General features: G+C 62.7%; 17 protein-coding genes. 8 read left to right on the forward strand and 9 right to left on the reverse strand.

What is annotated here, in order from left to right; genetic code table 11:
- Positions 1-205: 205 nt before the first annotated feature.
- From CHC01_RS10005 to CHC01_RS10015, 3 genes are all read right to left on the reverse strand, one after another.
- A complete protein-coding gene (locus tag CHC01_RS10005; protein ID WP_089264149.1) occupies positions 206-1,582 on the reverse strand; it encodes an MFS transporter in 1,377 nt (458 codons plus the stop codon).
- Between the two features lie 119 nt (positions 1,583-1,701).
- Positions 1,702-2,316 (reverse strand): TetR/AcrR family transcriptional regulator, encoded by a 615-nt coding sequence (locus tag CHC01_RS10010; protein WP_089264150.1) that lies wholly within the window; start codon positions 2,314-2,316, stop codon positions 1,702-1,704.
- Positions 2,317-2,685: 369 nt separating this feature from the next.
- The gene (locus CHC01_RS10015; protein ID WP_089264151.1) at positions 2,686-2,994 is read right to left on the reverse strand and encodes a hypothetical protein; all 309 of its coding nucleotides are present in this window, start codon (positions 2,992-2,994) and stop codon (positions 2,686-2,688) included.
- Between the two features lie 231 nt (positions 2,995-3,225).
- On the opposite strand from CHC01_RS10015, the gene CHC01_RS10020 reads away from it, so the two are divergent.
- The gene (locus tag CHC01_RS10020; RefSeq protein ID WP_089264152.1) at positions 3,226-4,725 is read left to right on the forward strand and encodes a caspase family protein; all 1,500 of its coding nucleotides are present in this window, start codon (positions 3,226-3,228) and stop codon (positions 4,723-4,725) included.
- Between the two features lie 94 nt (positions 4,726-4,819).
- Positions 4,820-6,052: an FAD-dependent oxidoreductase gene (locus tag CHC01_RS10025; protein WP_089264153.1), complete on the forward strand. Its 1,233-nt coding sequence runs from the start codon at positions 4,820-4,822 to the stop codon at positions 6,050-6,052.
- Positions 6,053-6,058: 6 nt separating this feature from the next.
- Here CHC01_RS10025 and CHC01_RS10030 read toward each other — a convergent pair whose 3' ends face one another.
- The 4 genes from CHC01_RS10030 to CHC01_RS10045 form a co-directional block, all read right to left on the reverse strand.
- Positions 6,059-6,829 carry an SDR family NAD(P)-dependent oxidoreductase gene (locus CHC01_RS10030; protein ID WP_089264154.1) on the reverse strand — a complete coding sequence of 257 codons (771 nt, stop codon included), beginning with the start codon at positions 6,827-6,829 and terminating at the stop codon, positions 6,059-6,061.
- Positions 6,830-6,847: 18 nt separating this feature from the next.
- On the reverse strand, positions 6,848-7,618 hold the full coding sequence (locus CHC01_RS10035; protein WP_089264677.1) for an SDR family NAD(P)-dependent oxidoreductase: 771 nt from the start codon (positions 7,616-7,618) through the stop codon (positions 6,848-6,850).
- Positions 7,619-7,710: 92 nt separating this feature from the next.
- On the reverse strand, positions 7,711-7,902 hold the full coding sequence (locus CHC01_RS10040) for a hypothetical protein (RefSeq protein ID WP_089264155.1): 192 nt from the start codon (positions 7,900-7,902) through the stop codon (positions 7,711-7,713).
- A gap of 102 nt (positions 7,903-8,004) precedes the next feature.
- On the reverse strand, positions 8,005-8,973 hold the full coding sequence (locus CHC01_RS10045; protein WP_089264156.1) for an SDR family NAD(P)-dependent oxidoreductase: 969 nt from the start codon (positions 8,971-8,973) through the stop codon (positions 8,005-8,007).
- A gap of 136 nt (positions 8,974-9,109) precedes the next feature.
- On the opposite strand from CHC01_RS10045, the gene CHC01_RS10050 reads away from it, so the two are divergent.
- Positions 9,110-9,706, forward strand: coding sequence for a TetR/AcrR family transcriptional regulator (locus tag CHC01_RS10050; RefSeq protein WP_089264157.1), 597 nt, complete (start codon positions 9,110-9,112; stop codon positions 9,704-9,706).
- A 78-nt stretch (positions 9,707-9,784) separates the two neighbouring features.
- Here CHC01_RS10050 and parE read toward each other — a convergent pair whose 3' ends face one another.
- A complete protein-coding gene (gene parE / locus CHC01_RS10055; RefSeq protein WP_089264158.1) occupies positions 9,785-11,833 on the reverse strand; it encodes a DNA topoisomerase IV subunit B in 2,049 nt (682 codons plus the stop codon).
- A 102-nt stretch (positions 11,834-11,935) separates the two neighbouring features.
- Positions 11,936-12,316 (reverse strand): hypothetical protein, encoded by a 381-nt coding sequence (locus tag CHC01_RS10060; RefSeq protein WP_089264159.1) that lies wholly within the window; start codon positions 12,314-12,316, stop codon positions 11,936-11,938.
- A gap of 278 nt (positions 12,317-12,594) precedes the next feature.
- On the opposite strand from CHC01_RS10060, the gene CHC01_RS10065 reads away from it, so the two are divergent.
- The 5 genes from CHC01_RS10065 to argC all read left to right on the forward strand — a co-directional run bounded on the left by CHC01_RS10065 (position 12,595) and on the right by argC (position 17,372).
- The gene (locus CHC01_RS10065) at positions 12,595-13,125 is read left to right on the forward strand and encodes a DedA family protein (protein ID WP_089264160.1); all 531 of its coding nucleotides are present in this window, start codon (positions 12,595-12,597) and stop codon (positions 13,123-13,125) included.
- A gap of 147 nt (positions 13,126-13,272) precedes the next feature.
- A complete protein-coding gene (locus CHC01_RS10070) occupies positions 13,273-14,262 on the forward strand; it encodes an MBL fold metallo-hydrolase (RefSeq protein ID WP_089264161.1) in 990 nt (329 codons plus the stop codon).
- Positions 14,263-14,408: 146 nt separating this feature from the next.
- Positions 14,409-15,398 (forward strand): MBL fold metallo-hydrolase, encoded by a 990-nt coding sequence (locus CHC01_RS10075; protein ID WP_089264162.1) that lies wholly within the window; start codon positions 14,409-14,411, stop codon positions 15,396-15,398.
- Positions 15,399-15,630: 232 nt separating this feature from the next.
- Complete coding sequence (locus tag CHC01_RS10080) at positions 15,631-16,317, forward strand: FMN-binding negative transcriptional regulator (RefSeq protein ID WP_089264163.1); 687 nt, start codon at positions 15,631-15,633, stop codon at positions 16,315-16,317.
- Positions 16,314-17,372, forward strand: coding sequence for an N-acetyl-gamma-glutamyl-phosphate reductase (gene argC / locus CHC01_RS10085; protein ID WP_089264164.1), 1,059 nt, complete (start codon positions 16,314-16,316; stop codon positions 17,370-17,372). Before CHC01_RS10080 ends, argC begins: the two co-directional genes overlap by 4 nt.
- The last annotated feature ends 24 nt before the right edge of the window (positions 17,373-17,396 follow it).

The following is a 17,396-nucleotide window of genomic DNA, read 5'->3' on the forward strand; positions in this document are numbered from 1 at the left end:
AAGATATCGCGTTTCGATACCGGGCCGCGTCGAGCCGGAACATAGGCTGGAATCGGCCAAAGTCAATCCGCCACACCCTGGAACATCCCAAAAAGCTTAATGTTTTAGCGGATAAGGGCCAAAACCGGGATATTGGCGGGGGCTTGGGGCCCCGCCGGACGGCCGCTACGCGACGTCGCGTGTGACGTCGATGCAGCGCTGACCGTTAGTCGACCGGCCTGCGTTCGCGGCCGGGTGGACCGGCAATGGCGATGAGCGCGCCGCTCAGTAACAGCGCGGTCGAGATCACGGTGAACATCGCGATCGGACCGTGGCTGCCGAGCAGCGGCAGCAGCGCGATCGGTACCAGCGCCGATACGACGCGGCCGAGGCCCCATGCGCCAGCGGTGGCCGAGGCGCGCAGATGCGTCGGCAGCAGCTCGACAGCGTAGAGGCTAAGCACGGCGCTGTAGACGGCACTGGCGAGGTTGAACACGATGCCGGTGACGATGAGCGGCGTTAGCACCGTGCTGACAGCGAAAGTCAGCCCGGTTGCGATCATCACCACGGCACAGGCGACCAGAGCGAGGCGCCGCGGGATACGATCGACGAAGGCCGATGCCGCCGCGATGCCGATCGATGGACCGAACATCGTAAGTCCCGCGAACAGCAGGGACTCGCTGACATGGAATCCCTTCTGCACCATCACCGCGGCGCTGAGCAGCGGGAAGCCAATGGTGGCCCAGGGTCCGAGTACATAGAGCGCGGCAAGGAGCGCTGTGCGCCGCATGCTGATCCGATCGCGGGCGAGCGCTCGGAAGCCGCTGGATCTGGTCGCAATAGTTTCGGGAGCGGAGATCGCCGGCGGTGATGGCTGACGCGCGGATGCCTCGAAGCGGCGGCAGGCGGCATCAGCCTCGGCGTCGCGTCCGACCGATGCGAGCCAGCGCGGCGATTCCGGCACCAGGAAGAACAGCAGGGCTGTCAGGGTCGAGCACGCGCTGCCGAAGATCAAAGCCCAGCGCCAGCCCTCGATGCCCCATGGCGCGATGGGCGTCAGCCAGCGGATCATCAGGATGATTGCCGGTGCGCCGAGAAAGGCGAGCGCGCCGCACAGCATCATCAAGAGGCCACGCCGCCGGGGCGGCAGCAGGTCTGACAGATAGGCCGATGTCAAAGGCGGATAGCCGCCGATGGCGAGGCCGGAGATGAAGCGGAAGGCCGTCATGGTTGCCACATCGCGACTGGCGGCGACGGCGAGCGAGCTCAGCGCCAGGACGGCAAGCGCGCTCTGCAGCGCGATCTGGCGGCCATAGCGATCCGCAATCCAGCCGAACACAGGTGCACCAACGGCGCCGCCGGCAAAGACCGATGCCAACAACAGCGAGAGCTCGCCGCGCGAGATGCTGTAGGGCGGCGCGAGGAAGATGCCGGAAAAGGCATTGCTGAGCGCCACTTCGGCGATGTCTGCGAACAGGCCGAAGGCACAGAGCGCGAAGATGCCGAGGTGAAGCGGCGTGACTGGCAGCCCGTCCAGGCGTGCCGCAATAGTTGGCACGGCTGCGCCCGCTGGCGCCCCGTGCGTCCGCACCTGGTCGTTCATTTGACGCCCCGCATCTCATAGCGGCAACGCAATGCGCGTCCTCCGCTGCCCGCGCGGACCATATGTCGATGGAGCTGGATGAGTCGAGAGGAGGGTATGTGGCGGCGAACCGCAGCGTCTCAAATCTGCGTCGGCGTTGCCGCGCAGCCATACAGGATCATCTCGCAGGTCTGGCGATAGCGCGCCGAGAAGTCATTCGCTGCGATCGGAGGGAGTGCCTGATTGACAGCCCGTCCGCCGTCGGCCAGCGCCTGCGCGATCTGCGCGGCCGTAAAACGGCCGGTCAGGATCAGCAGCTTGCTGTAGTGGAAATCGATAATCAGCTTTTCCAGCTCGGCCTGGAAGGCGATTGCGGATTCGATCATGAGATCGCGGCAGCGCCGAAAGGCTTCCGCATTGAGCTCGACGGTATGCGGTGAGAATGTCAGCATCCGACGGGTTTCGCCGTATCTCAGGTCGATGATCGTCGCAAAGATGTCGAGTGCGCTGCCGCCACTTTCCCGGATCTTCTGGCCGGCCTCGAGTGCCTGCGCTATCGCGACTTCATTGCGATGGCCGATCGAGGCACGAAATGCCTCTTCCTTGTTGCTGAAATAGTAATAGAGCGCGCGCTGCGTGAAGCCGCACTCTCTCGCGAGACCGACCATCGACAGGCCGGCATAGCCGTGGTCGAGAAATGCCTTGTTGACCCGAAGCAGCAACTCGTGCCCGGGCGTAATCATCTTCTTTGCCATTGGTCGTCAGGTATCCAGTCGTAGCGGGCTTCGGGCGGGTGATTAAAACTGCCTGAAATCTTACAGTCTAAAAAATCCCATCCTCAAATCGCCAAGCTACGAGGAACGCAAAGTTCCTGAAGCGCGCTTCCTGACGTTGGTTGCCTGTAGCAGGAGCCGGTTTTAGCAATTGCTCCCCGGATTGGCTCCGGACCTGATGAATTGTCACATAGCACATGTCGGGGCAATCATGTCGATGATTGGCCGCGTAACCCTTATCCACAGGACTTCGCGACATGTGGTACCTCATCACCCCTGATCGAGAGCGCACGCCGAGCCGTCCGGAAGTCGACTTATTCCGGCGCGCGTGAGAGGGATACCGCAGGCTGACTATTTGCCGTAAGTGCCTAGCTGCATCCCGAGATTCTGCATCACGAAAGCATTCATGCGCAGATGCACCTCGCTGCCGCTCTGTAGACGGGCATCGACCTCATACGTCGCCGGATCGACCTGGCGGATCCCGATGATCTGGTTGATATCCAGCACTTCCGGGGTGGTCTGTGCAGGCTTGGCGGCCACTGGCGCGCGCTTCGGTTTGGCGGCGGCAACCGGGGGCTTCGGCGCGGTAGCGGGGGCCGCATCCTGCGCGAGTGCCATGGTGGGAAGCAGCAGGGCGGCTGCGAGGACGAGTGATTTCACGAGGATCTCCTGGCTCTGATTGGGGCTCGGGCTAGCGGAGATTAAGGCGGAAAATGTGGCAGCGGGGCTACAATCGGCGGGCAGATGATCTGCCTGAGCAGGCAGGACAAAATGGGTGGTAACGGCTACACCTCGGTTTGAACCGGCCGCAGTTCTGCCTCGACCAAGGCAGACAATGACGCGGTCGAGCCACCACACGGATACATGTGCTGGCGGGGCGGGGATAGAACAATGCGACGGCTTTTGATTCTGCTGGCAGCGCTGGCAGCGGCGGCACTTTCGACAGCGCCGGCTTTTGCTGCAAAACGCGTGGCGCTGGTCATCGGCAATAACGACTATCGCAATGTGCCGAAGCTGCAGAAGGCCGTGAATGATGCCCGCAGCATAGGGGACGCACTGAAGAATCTCGGCTTCAGTGTCATGGTGGCCGAGAACCAGACCCGACAAGCCTTCAGTCAGTCGTTGCTCGCTTTCGATTCGACGATTGAAAAAGGCGACACGGCCTTTTTCTTTTTTGCAGGGCACGGCTTCGAGATCGCCGGCCAGAACTTCCTGCTGCCGACGGATGTCCCTGCCGCCACGGAAGGGCAGGAAGAGCTGGTGCGCGACTCAGCGATTCTCGCCGACCGGATTGTAACGCGGCTACAAATGCGCGGCGCGCGGACGTCGATTCTGGTGTTCGACGCCTGTCGCAACAATCCGTTCGAGCGCGCTGGCACCCGCGCTGTGGCCGGCAGCGGTGGCCTCGCTCCGATGACGACGCTCCCGGAAGGCGTGTTTTCGATCTTCTCGGCCGGGCCGCGGCAGACCGCGCTGGATCGTTTGTCGAACAACGACACCGATCCGAATTCAGTTTTCACGCGCGCCTTCATCAAGGAGCTGCAGGAGCCATCGCTGAACCTCGTGCAGGTCGCGCAGCGCACCCGGCGGACCGTCAGCGAGATGGCAGAGACCGTGAAGCACCGTCAGGTGCCGGTGTATTTCGACCAGATGGTCGATGACGTCTTTCTCAATGGTGTGGCGCTCAAGCAGGCCGATGCGCGGCCGGCCGAACCGCTGCAGCAGGTCGCTGCGCTGCCGCCTGTCAACGTTCCGCAACTGCCGCCGACCAACGATGCGGTGAACGCACCGATCGCCAGCTTCTCGCGCCACAATGGCGGCTGGACCGTGATGTTCTCGATCGCCGATCCGACGCTGGGAATCTCCTGGCGGATGGGCGAGGGAGGTAATTTCCGCGAGACCGGCTTCATGGACACGCTCGATCCGCGCACGCGCAAGCGAATGCCGAATCCGGCGATCCAGCTCGACGCCGATGCAGCGGCGACGACGATCTATCTGCGTTACGTCGACGCGAACGGCGAGATGCAGGGCCCGTTTCCGATCCGCTTCGATCCCGAGGCGGCGCTGGTCCGCGACCAGCGCAAGATCCTCGATATGACCGCTGGAAGCTGGCTTGCCTTCGGTGGCTACAACACGCCCCTGATGTATTATACGCATCTGATGTCGTATCGCTGTGCCATTCGCGAGGCCCGCGTCGGGATCGATAGCGCCGTGCCGGACAAGCTGCTGAAATTCCCGCCCTGCGACCTGCGCGACCCCATTGCGACGCCGTCGGATGCCGAGACCTACATCAAAATCCCGGCCTCGACGAAGTTCGTGTCGGTCGAATTGACGTTCCGGGACGGCAGCATCTCCGAAACCAAGAGCTTCCGACGTTCGGGAAATCGATGAGCATGACCAACACCGCCCTGCGAACCACGGCATTTCGACTATCGCAAGCTCGCATTCTTTGATCAAGAAATTCGACTCGCCGGAGGAGTAGCGAATGGCTGCAGGCGCGAACGAGAACTCGCTGACCGCGCGCTGCTGCATCGTTGGCGGTGGCCCTGCCGGAATGATGCTCGGCTATCTGCTCGGCCGCGCCGGCGTCGATACGATCGTTATCGAGAAACACGCCGACTTCTTCCGCGATTTCCGTGGCGACACCGTGCATCCATCGACGCTGCAGGTGATGGACGAGCTTGGCCTGATCGACGACTTCTTGAAGATCAAGCACGACCGTATCCAGAAAATGGACGGGTTCTTCGGAACGCACAAGCTGCGCATCGCCGACATCAGCCGCACCAGCGCGAAATATCCATTCATCGCCTTCATGCCGCAGTGGGATTTCCTCAATTTCCTGCGCGACAAGGCGCAGCGCTATCCGCATCTCAAGGTGATGATGAACACCGAGGCGACCGATCTCATCTGGTCGGGCGAGCAAGTGGTCGGCGTCAAGGCCATCACGCAGCAGGGGCCGGTCGAGATCCATGCGGATCTGACAGTGGCCTGCGATGGCCGGCATTCGATCGTGCGGCCGGCGGCGAAGCTGGAGGTCGAAGACATCGGTGCGCCCATGGACATCTTGTGGTTTCGCGTTGCCAAGGGCGCGGAGACCGAGAGCGTGTTCGCGCGGCTCGAGCCCGGCAAGATGATGGTGACCATCGATCGCGGGGACTACTGGCAATGCGCTTATGTGATCGCCAAGGGGCACTATGAGGAGATCAAGGTGCGCGGCCTTGAGGCTTTCCGTGCCGAAACGTCACGTCTGGCGCCGATCCTGAGCGCGCATATCGAAGAGCTGAAGAGCTGGGACGACGTCAAACTACTGACCGTCGCGATCAATCGGCTCAAGCGCTGGACCCGGCCGGGGCTGTTGTGCATCGGCGACGCCGCGCATGCGATGTCCCCGGTTGGCGGCGTCGGTGTGAATATCGCGGTGCAGGACGCCGTCGCGACCGCTAACCTGCTGGCGGCGAAGCTGGCGAAGGGACCGGTGACCGAGGACGACCTCGGCGCGGTGCGTCGCCGCCGCGAATTCCCGATGCGCGCGACACAGGGCATGCAGGTCGTGATGCAAAACAACATCATCAGCCGTGCACTGGCCAAGGGCGGCGAGCCGCTGACGCCGCCGCTGATCATGCGCCTGGTCAGCGCGTTTCCGCCGCTGCAGGGATTAACCGCGCGTTTCCTGGCCATTGGCGTACGACCCGAGCACGTGCAGTCGCCGGAAGCGTAGGAGAGGCTATCCCTGCACCGAGAAGCCGCCGTCGACGGGGATTGCCGTTCCGGTGACGAAGTCCGACGCGCGCGACGACAGGAACACGGCAATGCCGGCGAAATCACCAGATGCGCCCCAGCGGCCGGCGGGCGTTCGTGCCAGTACTTTGTCATGCAGGCCGTCGATTTCACGGCGCGCATTCTGTGTCAGTTCGGTATCGATCCAGCCCGGCAGAACGGCGTTGCATTGGATGTTGTGCGGCGCCCATGCGACGGCGCAGGAGCGGGTGAACTGCACGATGCCGCCTTTGCTGGCGGCATAGGCTGGCGCGAAAGACGCGCCGAAGATCGACAGCATCGAGCCGATATTGATGATCTTGCCGCCGCCCACGGCCTTCATCGCCGGATGCACCGCCTGCGAACAGACGAAGGCGCTGGTGAGATTGGTCTTGATCACGCTGTCCCATTCGTCGAGTGCGATCTCGTGCGGCGGCTTGCGGATGTTGATGCCGGCATTGTTGATGAGGATATCGATGCGGCCCAGTTCTTTCAGCACGCGTGCGATCATTCCATCGACAGCGGTCTTGTCGGTCACATCGGCCGCAATGGCGACTGCTCTGGCGCCGCTCTCGGTCAGCTCCGCGACGGCATCCTTGGATTTCGTCTGGTTGCGTCCGACCACGGCGATGGCGGCGCCGGCCTGCGCCAGACCCCGCGCCATGCCGAGCCCGATGCCGCCATTCCCGCCGGTGACGATGGCTACTTTGCCGGAGAGATCGAACAGTCCTGCAGTCATGGTGTTGTCCTCATTGCATCAGCCTTGAATTGAAAAGCCGCCATCGACCGTGAGCGCGGCACCGTTGACGAAGTCGGAAGCCCCGCTGGCCAAAAACACGGCCGCGCCCGCAAGATCATCAGGCCTGCCCCAGCGCTGCGCCGGTACACGCCCGAGAATGCGATCGTGCAGTTCGGGTCGGATGTCCTTGGCGCGCTTGGTCAGGTCGGTGTCGATCCAGCCGGGCAGAATGGCGTTGGACTGGATGTTGTCCGCAGCCCAGGCAGTCGCCAGCGCGCGGGTGAATTGCAGGATGCCACCTTTGCTTGATGCGTAGTTCGCCGCGCCGCCGGCGCCGAGCGTGGCCAACACCGAGGCGATATTTATGATCTTGCCGCGGCCTGCGGCTTTCATCGCCGGGTAGACAGCCTGCGCGCAGATGAAAGGCGCGGTCATGTTGACGTCGATGACCTTCTGCCAGTCGGCCAGCGTCATGTCTTCGATTGGCGCGGAGATGCTGATGCCGGCATTGTTGACGAGGATGTCAATGCGGCTGAACGCGTTCAACGTTGCGGACACCATCTGCGCGATCGAGTTCGGGTCGGTAACATCGGTCGTCAGTGCGAGTACCGGATGTCCGGACGTCTCCAGTTCGGCTTTTGCTGAAGCGGCAATATCGCGGTTGCGATCGGCGATCACGAGGGTCGCACCGGCATTCGCCAGCCCACGTGCCATGCCGAGGCCAATTCCGGTGTTGCCGCCGGTGACGATGGCGACCCTGCCGGTGAGATCGAAGAGATTACTGGTCAAAGATTGTCCGCCCTGCATGATTGTTCCTGACGCGTTCTGTGGCGCGTCTGGGACGGATCATCGCAAGACTGGCGGGAAGATGGAAGAGGGCGTCAGCGCCGCGCGAGCGCCAGTCCCATCAGTCCGACGCCAAGCGCGGCGAGGGCAGCGCCGTAATAGGCCCACTGCATCTGGCTGATCATGAAACTGGATTTCGGCCAGTTCACGAGCCCGGTGCCCTGGCCGATCCAGAAGGTGCCGATCAGAAAAGCGAGAATGCCGAGAGTGAGGAGTGGTGCGCGCATGGGATAGATACAATGAACGGAGCCAAAGGTTTCAAGCGCCAGCTGTGGCGGTGACGAACCAACTGTTTGGTTCATCACCGCAGTTTCATTTCGGCAGGGCGATCAGAAGCGCTCGCCAACCATTTCCTCACTCTTGGCCCATAGCGCCTTGGCGCGTTCGGCATCGAGCGCGTAAGCGCGCACGCCTTCGCTGGCCGGATTGATCAGCCCGTCGACGATCTCCGAGACGTGGCAGTTCTCGCAATAGCGGCCGCCGATCTCGTCCGCGCTGGCGACCACGCCGGCCCACACCGAAGTCGCAGCGCCTTGCGGAATGGTCTTCCATTGAAACAGCGGTTTACCCTCGGCAGCGAGCTCGGCATTGATGCCGTCGAGCATGGCATCGATCGTTGCTTCGCCCATATGGCGGCCGAGTTCTGTCTTGATGCCGCCGGGATGCAGCGCGGTGGCGCGCACGCCACGTGCCCGATGCCGCCGGTCGAACTCGACGGCGAACAGTACGTTGGCGGTCTTCGAGCGGCCATAGCCGATGAACGGTTCGTAGGAGCCCTTGGTGAAGTTGGGATCATCGAGATCGACATCGGCGAAGCGATGGCCGGACGAAGCGACGTTGACCAGTCGCGCGGTGGGCGACAGCAGTGACGCGATACGGTTGACCAATACGAAGTGACCGAGATGGTTCGTGCCGAACTGGGTCTCGAAGCCGTCCGCGGTGAGGCCGAACGGCGGCGCCATCACGCCGGCATTGGCGATCACCAGGTCGAACGGGCGGCCAGCCGCGACCAGTGCGTCGGCGCAGGCCCGGACGCTGGCGAGCGAGCCGAGATCGAGTGCAATCAGTTCGAGGCCACCGCCACCAGTGGCATCGGCGCGTACTTGCGCGGTCGCCGTTTCCGCCTTGGCGAGGTCACGGGCGGCACCGACCACCTGCGCGCCCCGGGCGGCCAGGCTGCGCGCCGTCTCGACGCCGAGCCCGGCTGAGACGCCGGTGACCAGAATGCGCTTGCCGCGGAGGTCGACGCCAGCGAGCACGTCGTCGGTGGTGGAAGTGGCACTGAAAGGTCCTGCCATGATAGCTCCTTGTGTTTGGCACGACGCGCCTCCGAGCTGATCGAGCTTTGTCGAACGGCGCTTTGAGGGTATAAATGGAGGCCGTCTCCGTTTAAATACGGAGGCTCCCTCCGTTTATCAAGAGGTAACCCGTAAAATGGCACAGGAGGCCAAGCCGAAGGCCGTTCGCGGACCAAGGATCGATGCGCAGCGCAATCGTCAGCGGCTGTTGGAAACGGCAAAGGCGACATTTGCCGAAAAGGGCGAGGCGGCCGGTCTCGAGGAGATCGCGCGGCTCGCGGGCGTCGGAATCGGGACGCTATATCGCCACTTCCCCACCCGCGACGCGTTGGTCGAGGCGGTCTATCGCAACGAGACACAGCAGCTTGCCGAGGCCGCTGCGGAACTTGCGACCACACATGCCCCGGTGGAGGCCTTGCGCGCCTGGATGCGAATCTTCGTCGATCACATTGCGACGAAGCAACTGATGGCGGGTGTGCTGGGTTCGATTGTTGGCGATTGTTCGGACCTCTATGCCGATGCTGGCACGCAGATCAAAACTGCGATGGCAATGCTGGTCGACCGCGCCGTTGCCAATGGCGACATCCGCCTCGATCTCGATCCGCTCGACATGTTGCGCGCACTGGCCGGCGTGGCCAGTGTCAGCGCAGGTCCGAATTGGGAAGCCAGCGCCAAGCGGCTCGTCGATATCCTGATCGCCGGCGTTCGCACGCCGGGCGGCGAGGGGCAATGACTAAATAGGGAATAAAAGATTGCTCCCGGCACGCGCCCGATGATTTCTGAAGCGTGAGCGCGTCCGAGAAACGAGCTTTTAAACGTCCAGCAATTCCTCGTTGGCGAATTCCGCCTTGTCCGAGATGAACGCAAAGCGCGCTTCGGCCTTGGTGCCCATCAGGCGCTCAACGGAGTCAGCAGTGCCGTCGCGGTCTTCCGGCAGCAGCTGCACGCGCAGCAAGGTGCGGCGCGCCGGGTCCATGGTGGTTTCCTTCAGCTGCGCCGGCATCATTTCGCCGAGGCCTTTGAAGCGACCGACATCGACCTTGGCATTGGCGTTGAATTCGCTCTTCAGCAACGCGTCCTTGTGCGCATCGTCGCGCGCATAGACCGTCTTGCTGCCATGGGTCAGGCGGTAGAGTGGGGGGACTGCGAGATAGAGATGCCCTTCATCGATCATCTTTGGCATCTGCCGGTAGAAGAAGGTGATCAGCAATGATGCGATGTGGGCGCCGTCGACATCGGCGTCGGTCATGATGATGATGCGCGAATAGCGCAGGTCTTCTTCGCGGTAATGCGCGCCGGTGCCGGCGCCGATCGCCTGCATGAGGTCTGATATCTGCGCGTTGGCCGTCAGCTTTTCCTTGGTCGCCGAGGCGACGTTGAGGATCTTGCCGCGCAGCGGCAGGATGGCCTGGGTCTTGCGATCGCGCGCCTGCTTGGCGCTGCCGCCTGCCGAATCGCCCTCGACGATGAACAGTTCGGAGCCTTCGGTCGCGGTATTGGTGCAGTCGGCCAGCTTGCCGGGCAGGCGCAGCTTCTTCACCGCGGTCTTGCGCGAAGTCTCCTTTTCGGCGCGGCGGCGCAGACGCTCGTCGGCGCGCTCGAGCACGAATTCGAGCAGCTTGTTGGCCTGGACGGGATTGCCGGACAGCCAGTGGTCGAACGGATCCTTGATGGCCTGTTCGACGATCTTTTGGGCTTCGGCGGTCGCGAGACGATCCTTGGTCTGGCCCTGGAATTCCGGCTCGCGCACGAATACCGAGAGCATCACGGCGGCGCCGACCATCACGTCTTCCGAAGTGATGGTGCCAGAGCGCTTGCCCTGGCCGACGCGTTCGGCGTGGTCCTTCAATCCGCGCAGCATGGCGCTGCGCATGCCGGCTTCATGGGTGCCGCCGTCTGGCGTCGGCACGGTGTTGGTATAGGACGACATGAAACCGTCGGCATCCGCGGTCCAGGCGACAGCCCATTCGCAGGCGCCATGGGCGCCATTGCGGCCGGATTTGCCGGAGAAGATCTCCGGATGCACCAGCGTATCGGCATGGATCGCCGCGGCGAGATAGTCCTTGAGGCCACCGGGGAAGTGGAATTCGTCCTCGGCCGGAGTGTCCTCGAGGCCCTTGAGCAGTTCCGGATCGCACTTCCAGCGGATCTTCACGCCGCCAAACAGATAGGCCTTGGAGCGCGCCATCTTGAACAGACGCTGCGGCTTGAAGGCTGCCTTGGCGCCGAAGATGTCGGTATCCGGCTTGAAGCGCACGCGGGTGCCGCGGCGGTTATGAACCTTGCCGAGATCCTCAAGCTTGCCTTGGGGAATGCCGCGGGCGAACGTCATCTTGTAGAGCTGTTGGTTACGCGCGACCTCGACCTCGAGCAGCGAGGAGAGGGCGTTGACCACGGAGACACCGACACCGTGCAGACCGCCCGAAGTCTCGTAGACCTTGGAGTCGAATTTGCCGCCGGCATGCAGCGTGCACATGATGACTTCGAGGGCGGATTTCTTCGGATGTTTCGGATGCGGGTCGACCGGGATGCCGCGGCCGTTGTCCGACACCGACAGGAAGCCGTCGGCGGTGAGTTCCACCTCGATGAAGGTCGCATGGCCAGCCAGCGCCTCGTCCATCGAGTTGTCGATCACTTCGGCGAACAGGTGATGCAGCGCCTTTTCATCGGTGCCACCGATATACATGCCCGGACGACGCCGGACCGGCTCGAGGCCTTCGAGGACCTCGATGTCCGCGGCCGTATAGCCGTCTTCGGCATTGGCGGAGCGGGTGGACGCCTTCGGTGCCGCAGCCGATTTTGGCGCGCTGGCGCCACCAAAAAGATCAGCTTTCGCGTTTGATTTCTGTGCCTTGGCCATATGTCTTAAAGTTTTGTCTCGGTTGGCGCCGCGCGAGGCGCGGCGAATCGTTGCTGTGACTATGCCACGTTCAGGTTGGCAATGTGGCTGCGACCTCGGGGCTCATGCGGCCGTGCCAGAGCGCTCGGTGCGTAGCACAATCACAACGAATAGGGCCATGGCCGCGAGCATGATCAGTGAACCGATGATCGGAATGGCCATATAGGCGTGGTTGGCGAGCAGGGTGATGCCGATGCCGACAGGGAACATGATGCCGCCGACGATGTGCATCGTGCCCTGGACCTTGGCCAGTAGCGAGCGTCCGGCCAGGGGAATCAGGCGGTAATACAACCCGAACAGGAACAGCAGCACGCCGCCGACGAGGTTGAGATGCGCATGCGCGGGGCTCAGCAGGAAGTCCTGGCGTATGCCCATCGCGATGCCGGCGACCATGCCGATCAGCAATACCAGCGCACTCACGCACATCATCAGCGATCCGATCATCTTCAGTCCTTTGCGTTCTTGATTTTTGACAGCCGGGCGGGAAGTCAGCCCAACGGCGGTACAGAGTTGCCATTGGGTAAGCCGGTCTCTGACCTTGGACGCAGAGGCCTGGAAAAGGTTCAAATTTACCGGTGGGCACCCGCACCGCGGCTATCGGCCCTCAGATGTTGTGACTTGATGTGATCGGCGCCGCCGGATTACCTGTCGCGGGCGTTTGAAGGTTAAAGCGGTTCGCGGCCAATCCGGCCGGGCCAGAGCCGTAAAGGGACACTCTCCATATGGAAGGCTGGATGCACGGGCTGATCGAATTCGTGCGCCAGAACCAGGTCTGGGCGGCGCCGATCGTCCTGCTACTGGCCTTCGGGGAATCGCTCGCTTTCATCTCCCTGCTGCTGCCGGCCTGGGGCGCGCTGGTGGCCATCGGCGCACTTGTCGGCGCGAGCGGGATCAGCTTCTGGCCGGTGTTGATTGCCGGCGCTCTCGGCGCGGCGCTCGGCGACTGGCTCTCCTATTGGTTCGGCTTCAAGTACAAGGACCAGGTCGCCCAGATATGGCCGCTGTCCAAATTCCCTGAGTTGCTTCCGCGCGGCGAAGCCTTCGTCCAGAAATGGGGCGTGCCCAGCATTTATATTGGCCGCTTCTTCGGCCCATTGCGGGCCTCGGTGCCGCTGGCTGCCGGCATTTTCGAAATGCCGTATTGGCGTTTCCAAGTTGCCAACTTCACCTCGGCCTTTATCTGGGCGGGCGTCCTGCTGCTGTTCGGCGACGGCCTGTCCGTCGCTATCGAATGGCTCTGGAAGCTGAAGTAGTCCGGCGGGGAATAACCGCCGTGTCCGGGTGTTGAACGGGCTGACATGTCGCGGTGTCTGCATGCCGCGACAACTCGCAGAAGTCATCGAACGCTGGTAGATAGTTCCGCCAGCCCCGCCTCTCACTGCTTCACCCAGGAGAACATCATGGACCTGTCACGTCGTCACGCCCTTGCCGGAGCCGCCGCGCTCGCCGTATCTCCATTGCTCACCGCAGGCTCTGCCAAAGCCTCTGCTCCGCCGGCCGACAAGCAGGCGCCGAGCTTCTATCGCTACAAGGTCGGCGATGCGCAGGTGAACGCGATCTCCGACGGCGCCAACACCTTTCCGCTGGCCGACACCTTCGTGCTCAACGCCAAGAAGGATGAGGTCAACGCCGCGCTCGACAAGGCCTTCCTGCCGAAGGACAAGATGACCATTCACTTTGCGCCGCTGGTCATCAACACTGGCGGCAAGCTGGTGGTGATCGATACGGGCAACGGCCCCGGAGCCCTCGCGGCGACCAAGGGCAATGTCGGCCAGTTCGCCAACAACATGGCCGCCGCTGGTATCGACGCCAAGAACGTCGACATGGTCGTGATCTCGCATTTCCACGGCGATCACGTGAACGGGCTTCTGGCCGCCGATGGCACGCCGGCTTTTCCGAATGCCGAAGTCCTCGTCCCGGCCGCGGAGTGGAAGTACTGGAACGACGATGGCGAGATGGCCAAGGCCGCCAATGACCGCATGAAGGGTCTGTTCGCCAGCAACCGCAAGCTCTTCAACGATGGGCTGAAGAAGAAGGTCACGCCCTATGAATGGGGCAAGGACGTCGCGCCAGGCCTGCTCGCCGTGGAGTCGGTCGGCCATACGCCTGGCCACACCTCGTTCGTGCTGTCGTCCGGCAGCGACAAGCTGTTCATTCAGTCCGACGTCACGAACCATCCGTCGCTGTTCGTCACCAATCCCGGCTGGCATCTGATGTTCGACCAGGACCCGGCGCAGGCGGAAACCACGCGCCGCAAGGTCTATGACATGCTGGTGGCCGAGAAGATGCGTGTGCAGGGCTTCCACTATCCATTCCCGGCCAACGGTTTCGTCGAGAAGGATGGCAACGGTTATCGGCTGGTGCCGGCCCCATGGAGCCCGGTGATCTAAACGAAGCCTGGCAAATTTCCCGGCCTGCGCTGCAGTGCAGGCCGGCTGGCCTCGTAAACACCCATCGCCTCCGTCGGTGCGTCGTGCCAGTCTCTGCGCCGGAGTCGCGCCAACAGCGACCATGCAAAGCAAGGGGAGAAGACTTCATGGATCTGTCACGACGACACGCACTGGCGGGTGCCGCCGCGCTCGCAGCGACGCCACTGCTTTCATCGGCCCCGGCAAAGGCATCCGCACCGCCGGCCGACAAGCAGGCGCCGAGTTTCTATCGCTACAAGGTCGGCGATATCCAGGTGAACGCCATTTCCGATGGTGCGGCGACGTTTCCGCTGGCCGATACCTATATTTCCAACGCCAAACGCGATGATATCAATGCAGTGCTCGCCAGGGCATTTCTGCCGAAAGATCAGATCACCAACTTCTATGCGCCGTTGGTGATCAACACCGGCGGCAAGCTGGTGGTGATCGACACCGGCAACGGGCCCGGCGCCTTTGCGGCAACCAAGGGCAATGTCGGGCAGTTCACCACCAACATGATGGCGGCGGGGATCGATCCAAAGATGATCGACATGGTCGTGATCTCGCACTTCCATGGCGATCATGTGAACGGCCTGCTGACGGCGGACGGCGTGCTGGCGTTTCCCAATGCCGAAGTGCTGGTGCCGGCAGTAGAGTGGAAGTTCTGGATGGACGACGGCGAGATGAGCCGTGCCACCGGCGATCGCATGACCGGTCTGTTCAAGAACAATCGGCGGGTGTTCGAGGCCGGGTTGAAGAAGAAGGTTACGCCCTATGAATGGGGCAAGGACGTCGCGCCCGGGCTGCTGGCTGTCGCCTCGATTGGGCACACGCCGGGCCACACGTCCTATGTGCTGTCGTCCGGATCGGACAAGGTCTTCATCCAGTCGGACGTCACCAACCTTCCGGCGCTATTCGCCGCCAATCCCGGCTGGCACGTGAATTTCGACCAGGATCCGGTGCAGGCCGAAACCACCCGCCGCAAGGTCTATGACATGCTGGTCGCCGACAGGATGCGGGTGCAAGGCTTCCACTATCCGTTCCCGGCCAACGGTTTCGTCGAGAAGGATGGCAACGGCTACCGCGTCGTGCCGGCACCGTGGAGCCCAGTTCTCTGAGGTCTGCGCTCTGGTGATCTTGACGGATCGCGGGCGCGGCCCTATGACCGCGCCCATGATCAACCTTGCGACCAGCATAATCGCCCGCCGCCGCCGCATTCTCGCGGCAGGTGGAGATATGCGCGCATAAGCGTTTCGATCTCTCACTGCCGCCGGATATGGTCCGCGGCAGTCTTTCTCCCAAACAGCAGCGCGACCCATCCGGCGGCCTTCACTCAGGAAGGAGCCCGTCATGTATACGCCGCCCAAATTTCAGACCGACCGGACCGACGCACTTGCGTTTGCGGACGCGCGCGGCTTCGGCACGGTCTGCGCCTTCGATGGCAGGAAGCCGATCGCCTCCGCGGTGCCTTTCTGCCTCGACTACGGCAATGACGGCACGCCGCGTCTGGCCTTTCACCTTGCGCGACAAAATCCGCTGCTCAAGCTTGCAGACGGCGTGACGCCATGGGCCATGGCCATCCTGGGCGCTGATGCCTATGTGTCGGCCGACTGGTACGTATCGCCCGATCAGGTGCCGACCTGGCTCTATCAGGCGGTCCATCTCACCGGACCGGTGCGCATCCTGTCGGGTGGTGAACTGGGCCCGCATCTTGACGCGCTGAGCGCAAGGTTCGAAACACGGCTGGCGCCGAAGAAGCCTTGGACCTCCGATAAGATGGCGGCGGGGCGGCTTGAGGCGATGAAGAAGGCGATCGTCGGTGTGGTGATGACAGTGGACGAGGTGGAGGGTAGCTCCAAGCTCAACCAGCACAAGTCAGATGCCGATCATCTGGCTGTCATGAGCGCACTGGCGCTGCGGCCGGAGCCTGCCGCGTTCGAGATTTCAAATGCGATGCGCAAATTGCGGCCGCATTTGTTTGCGGAAGAGACGACACAATTGACTGCTATGGCTGAGGCCGAAGGATTTATGGGATGAGCACGAAGAAGAAAATCGGCATTCTCGGTGCGTCCGGCTACACCGGAGCCGAACTGGTGCGGCTGCTGCTGCGCCATCCCAAGGTCGAGCTCGTGCTGCTGACGGCCGACCGGCGCGCCGGGCAGGCGATGGGCGATGTGTTCCCGCAATTCGCGCCCTATGAACTGCCGACGCTCGTAAGCATCGACTCCGTCGACTGGACGACCATTGGCCTCGATCTGGTGTTCTGCGCGCTGCCGCATGCGACCACGCAGAAGGTGCTGCAGGATTTGCTGGCCAAGGCGCCGGAGACCAAGGTGGTGGATCTGTCGGCCGACTTCCGGCTCGAGGACGCAGCCGCCTATGCGAAGTGGTATGGCCACGAACATCATGCGCTGGAGCTGCAGAAGGAAGCCGTCTACGGCCTCGTCGAGCTCTATCGGCGCGACATCAAGAAGGCGCGGCTCATCGCCAATCCCGGCTGCTACACCTCATGCGCGATCCTGCCTTTGGTGCCGCTCTTGAAGGCGCGCGCAATCGAGACCGATGAGATCGTGATCGATGCCAAGTCCGGCATGACGGGAGCAGGGCGTTCCGCCAAGGAAGAGATGCTGTTCTCCGAAGTGTCCGAAGGCTTCAACGCCTATGGCGTCGGCCATCACCGGCACATGGCGGAGCTCGATCAGGAGTTCTCCAAAGCTGCCGGCAAGGAGGTTGTCGTCAGCTTCACGCCGCATCTCTTGCCGCAGAACCGGGGTATCCTCTCGACCATCTATGTGCGGGGCCGGCGCGGCAAGACGGCGCAGGATCTCCACGAGGTGCTGGTTAAACAGTATGAGAAGGAGCCGTTCGTGCACATCCTGCCATTCGGCAAGACGCCGCATTCGCGGCATGTGCGCGGCTCCAACATGACCTTCATCGGCGTCGCTGCGGACCGTATCCCGGGCCGCGCCATCATCGTCTCGACGCTCGACAACCTCACTAAAGGCGCATCGGGGCAGGCGGTGCAGAACATGAATCTGGTGCTTGGCTTTGCCGAGACGCTGGGCATCGATCAGCCCGCGATGTTCCCGTAGAGAGCGTGCACACACCTTGGCCCG

It is taken from the genome of Tardiphaga sp. OK246, from assembly GCF_900188215.1.
Lineage (GTDB): Bacteria > Pseudomonadota > Alphaproteobacteria > Rhizobiales > Xanthobacteraceae > Tardiphaga > Tardiphaga robiniae.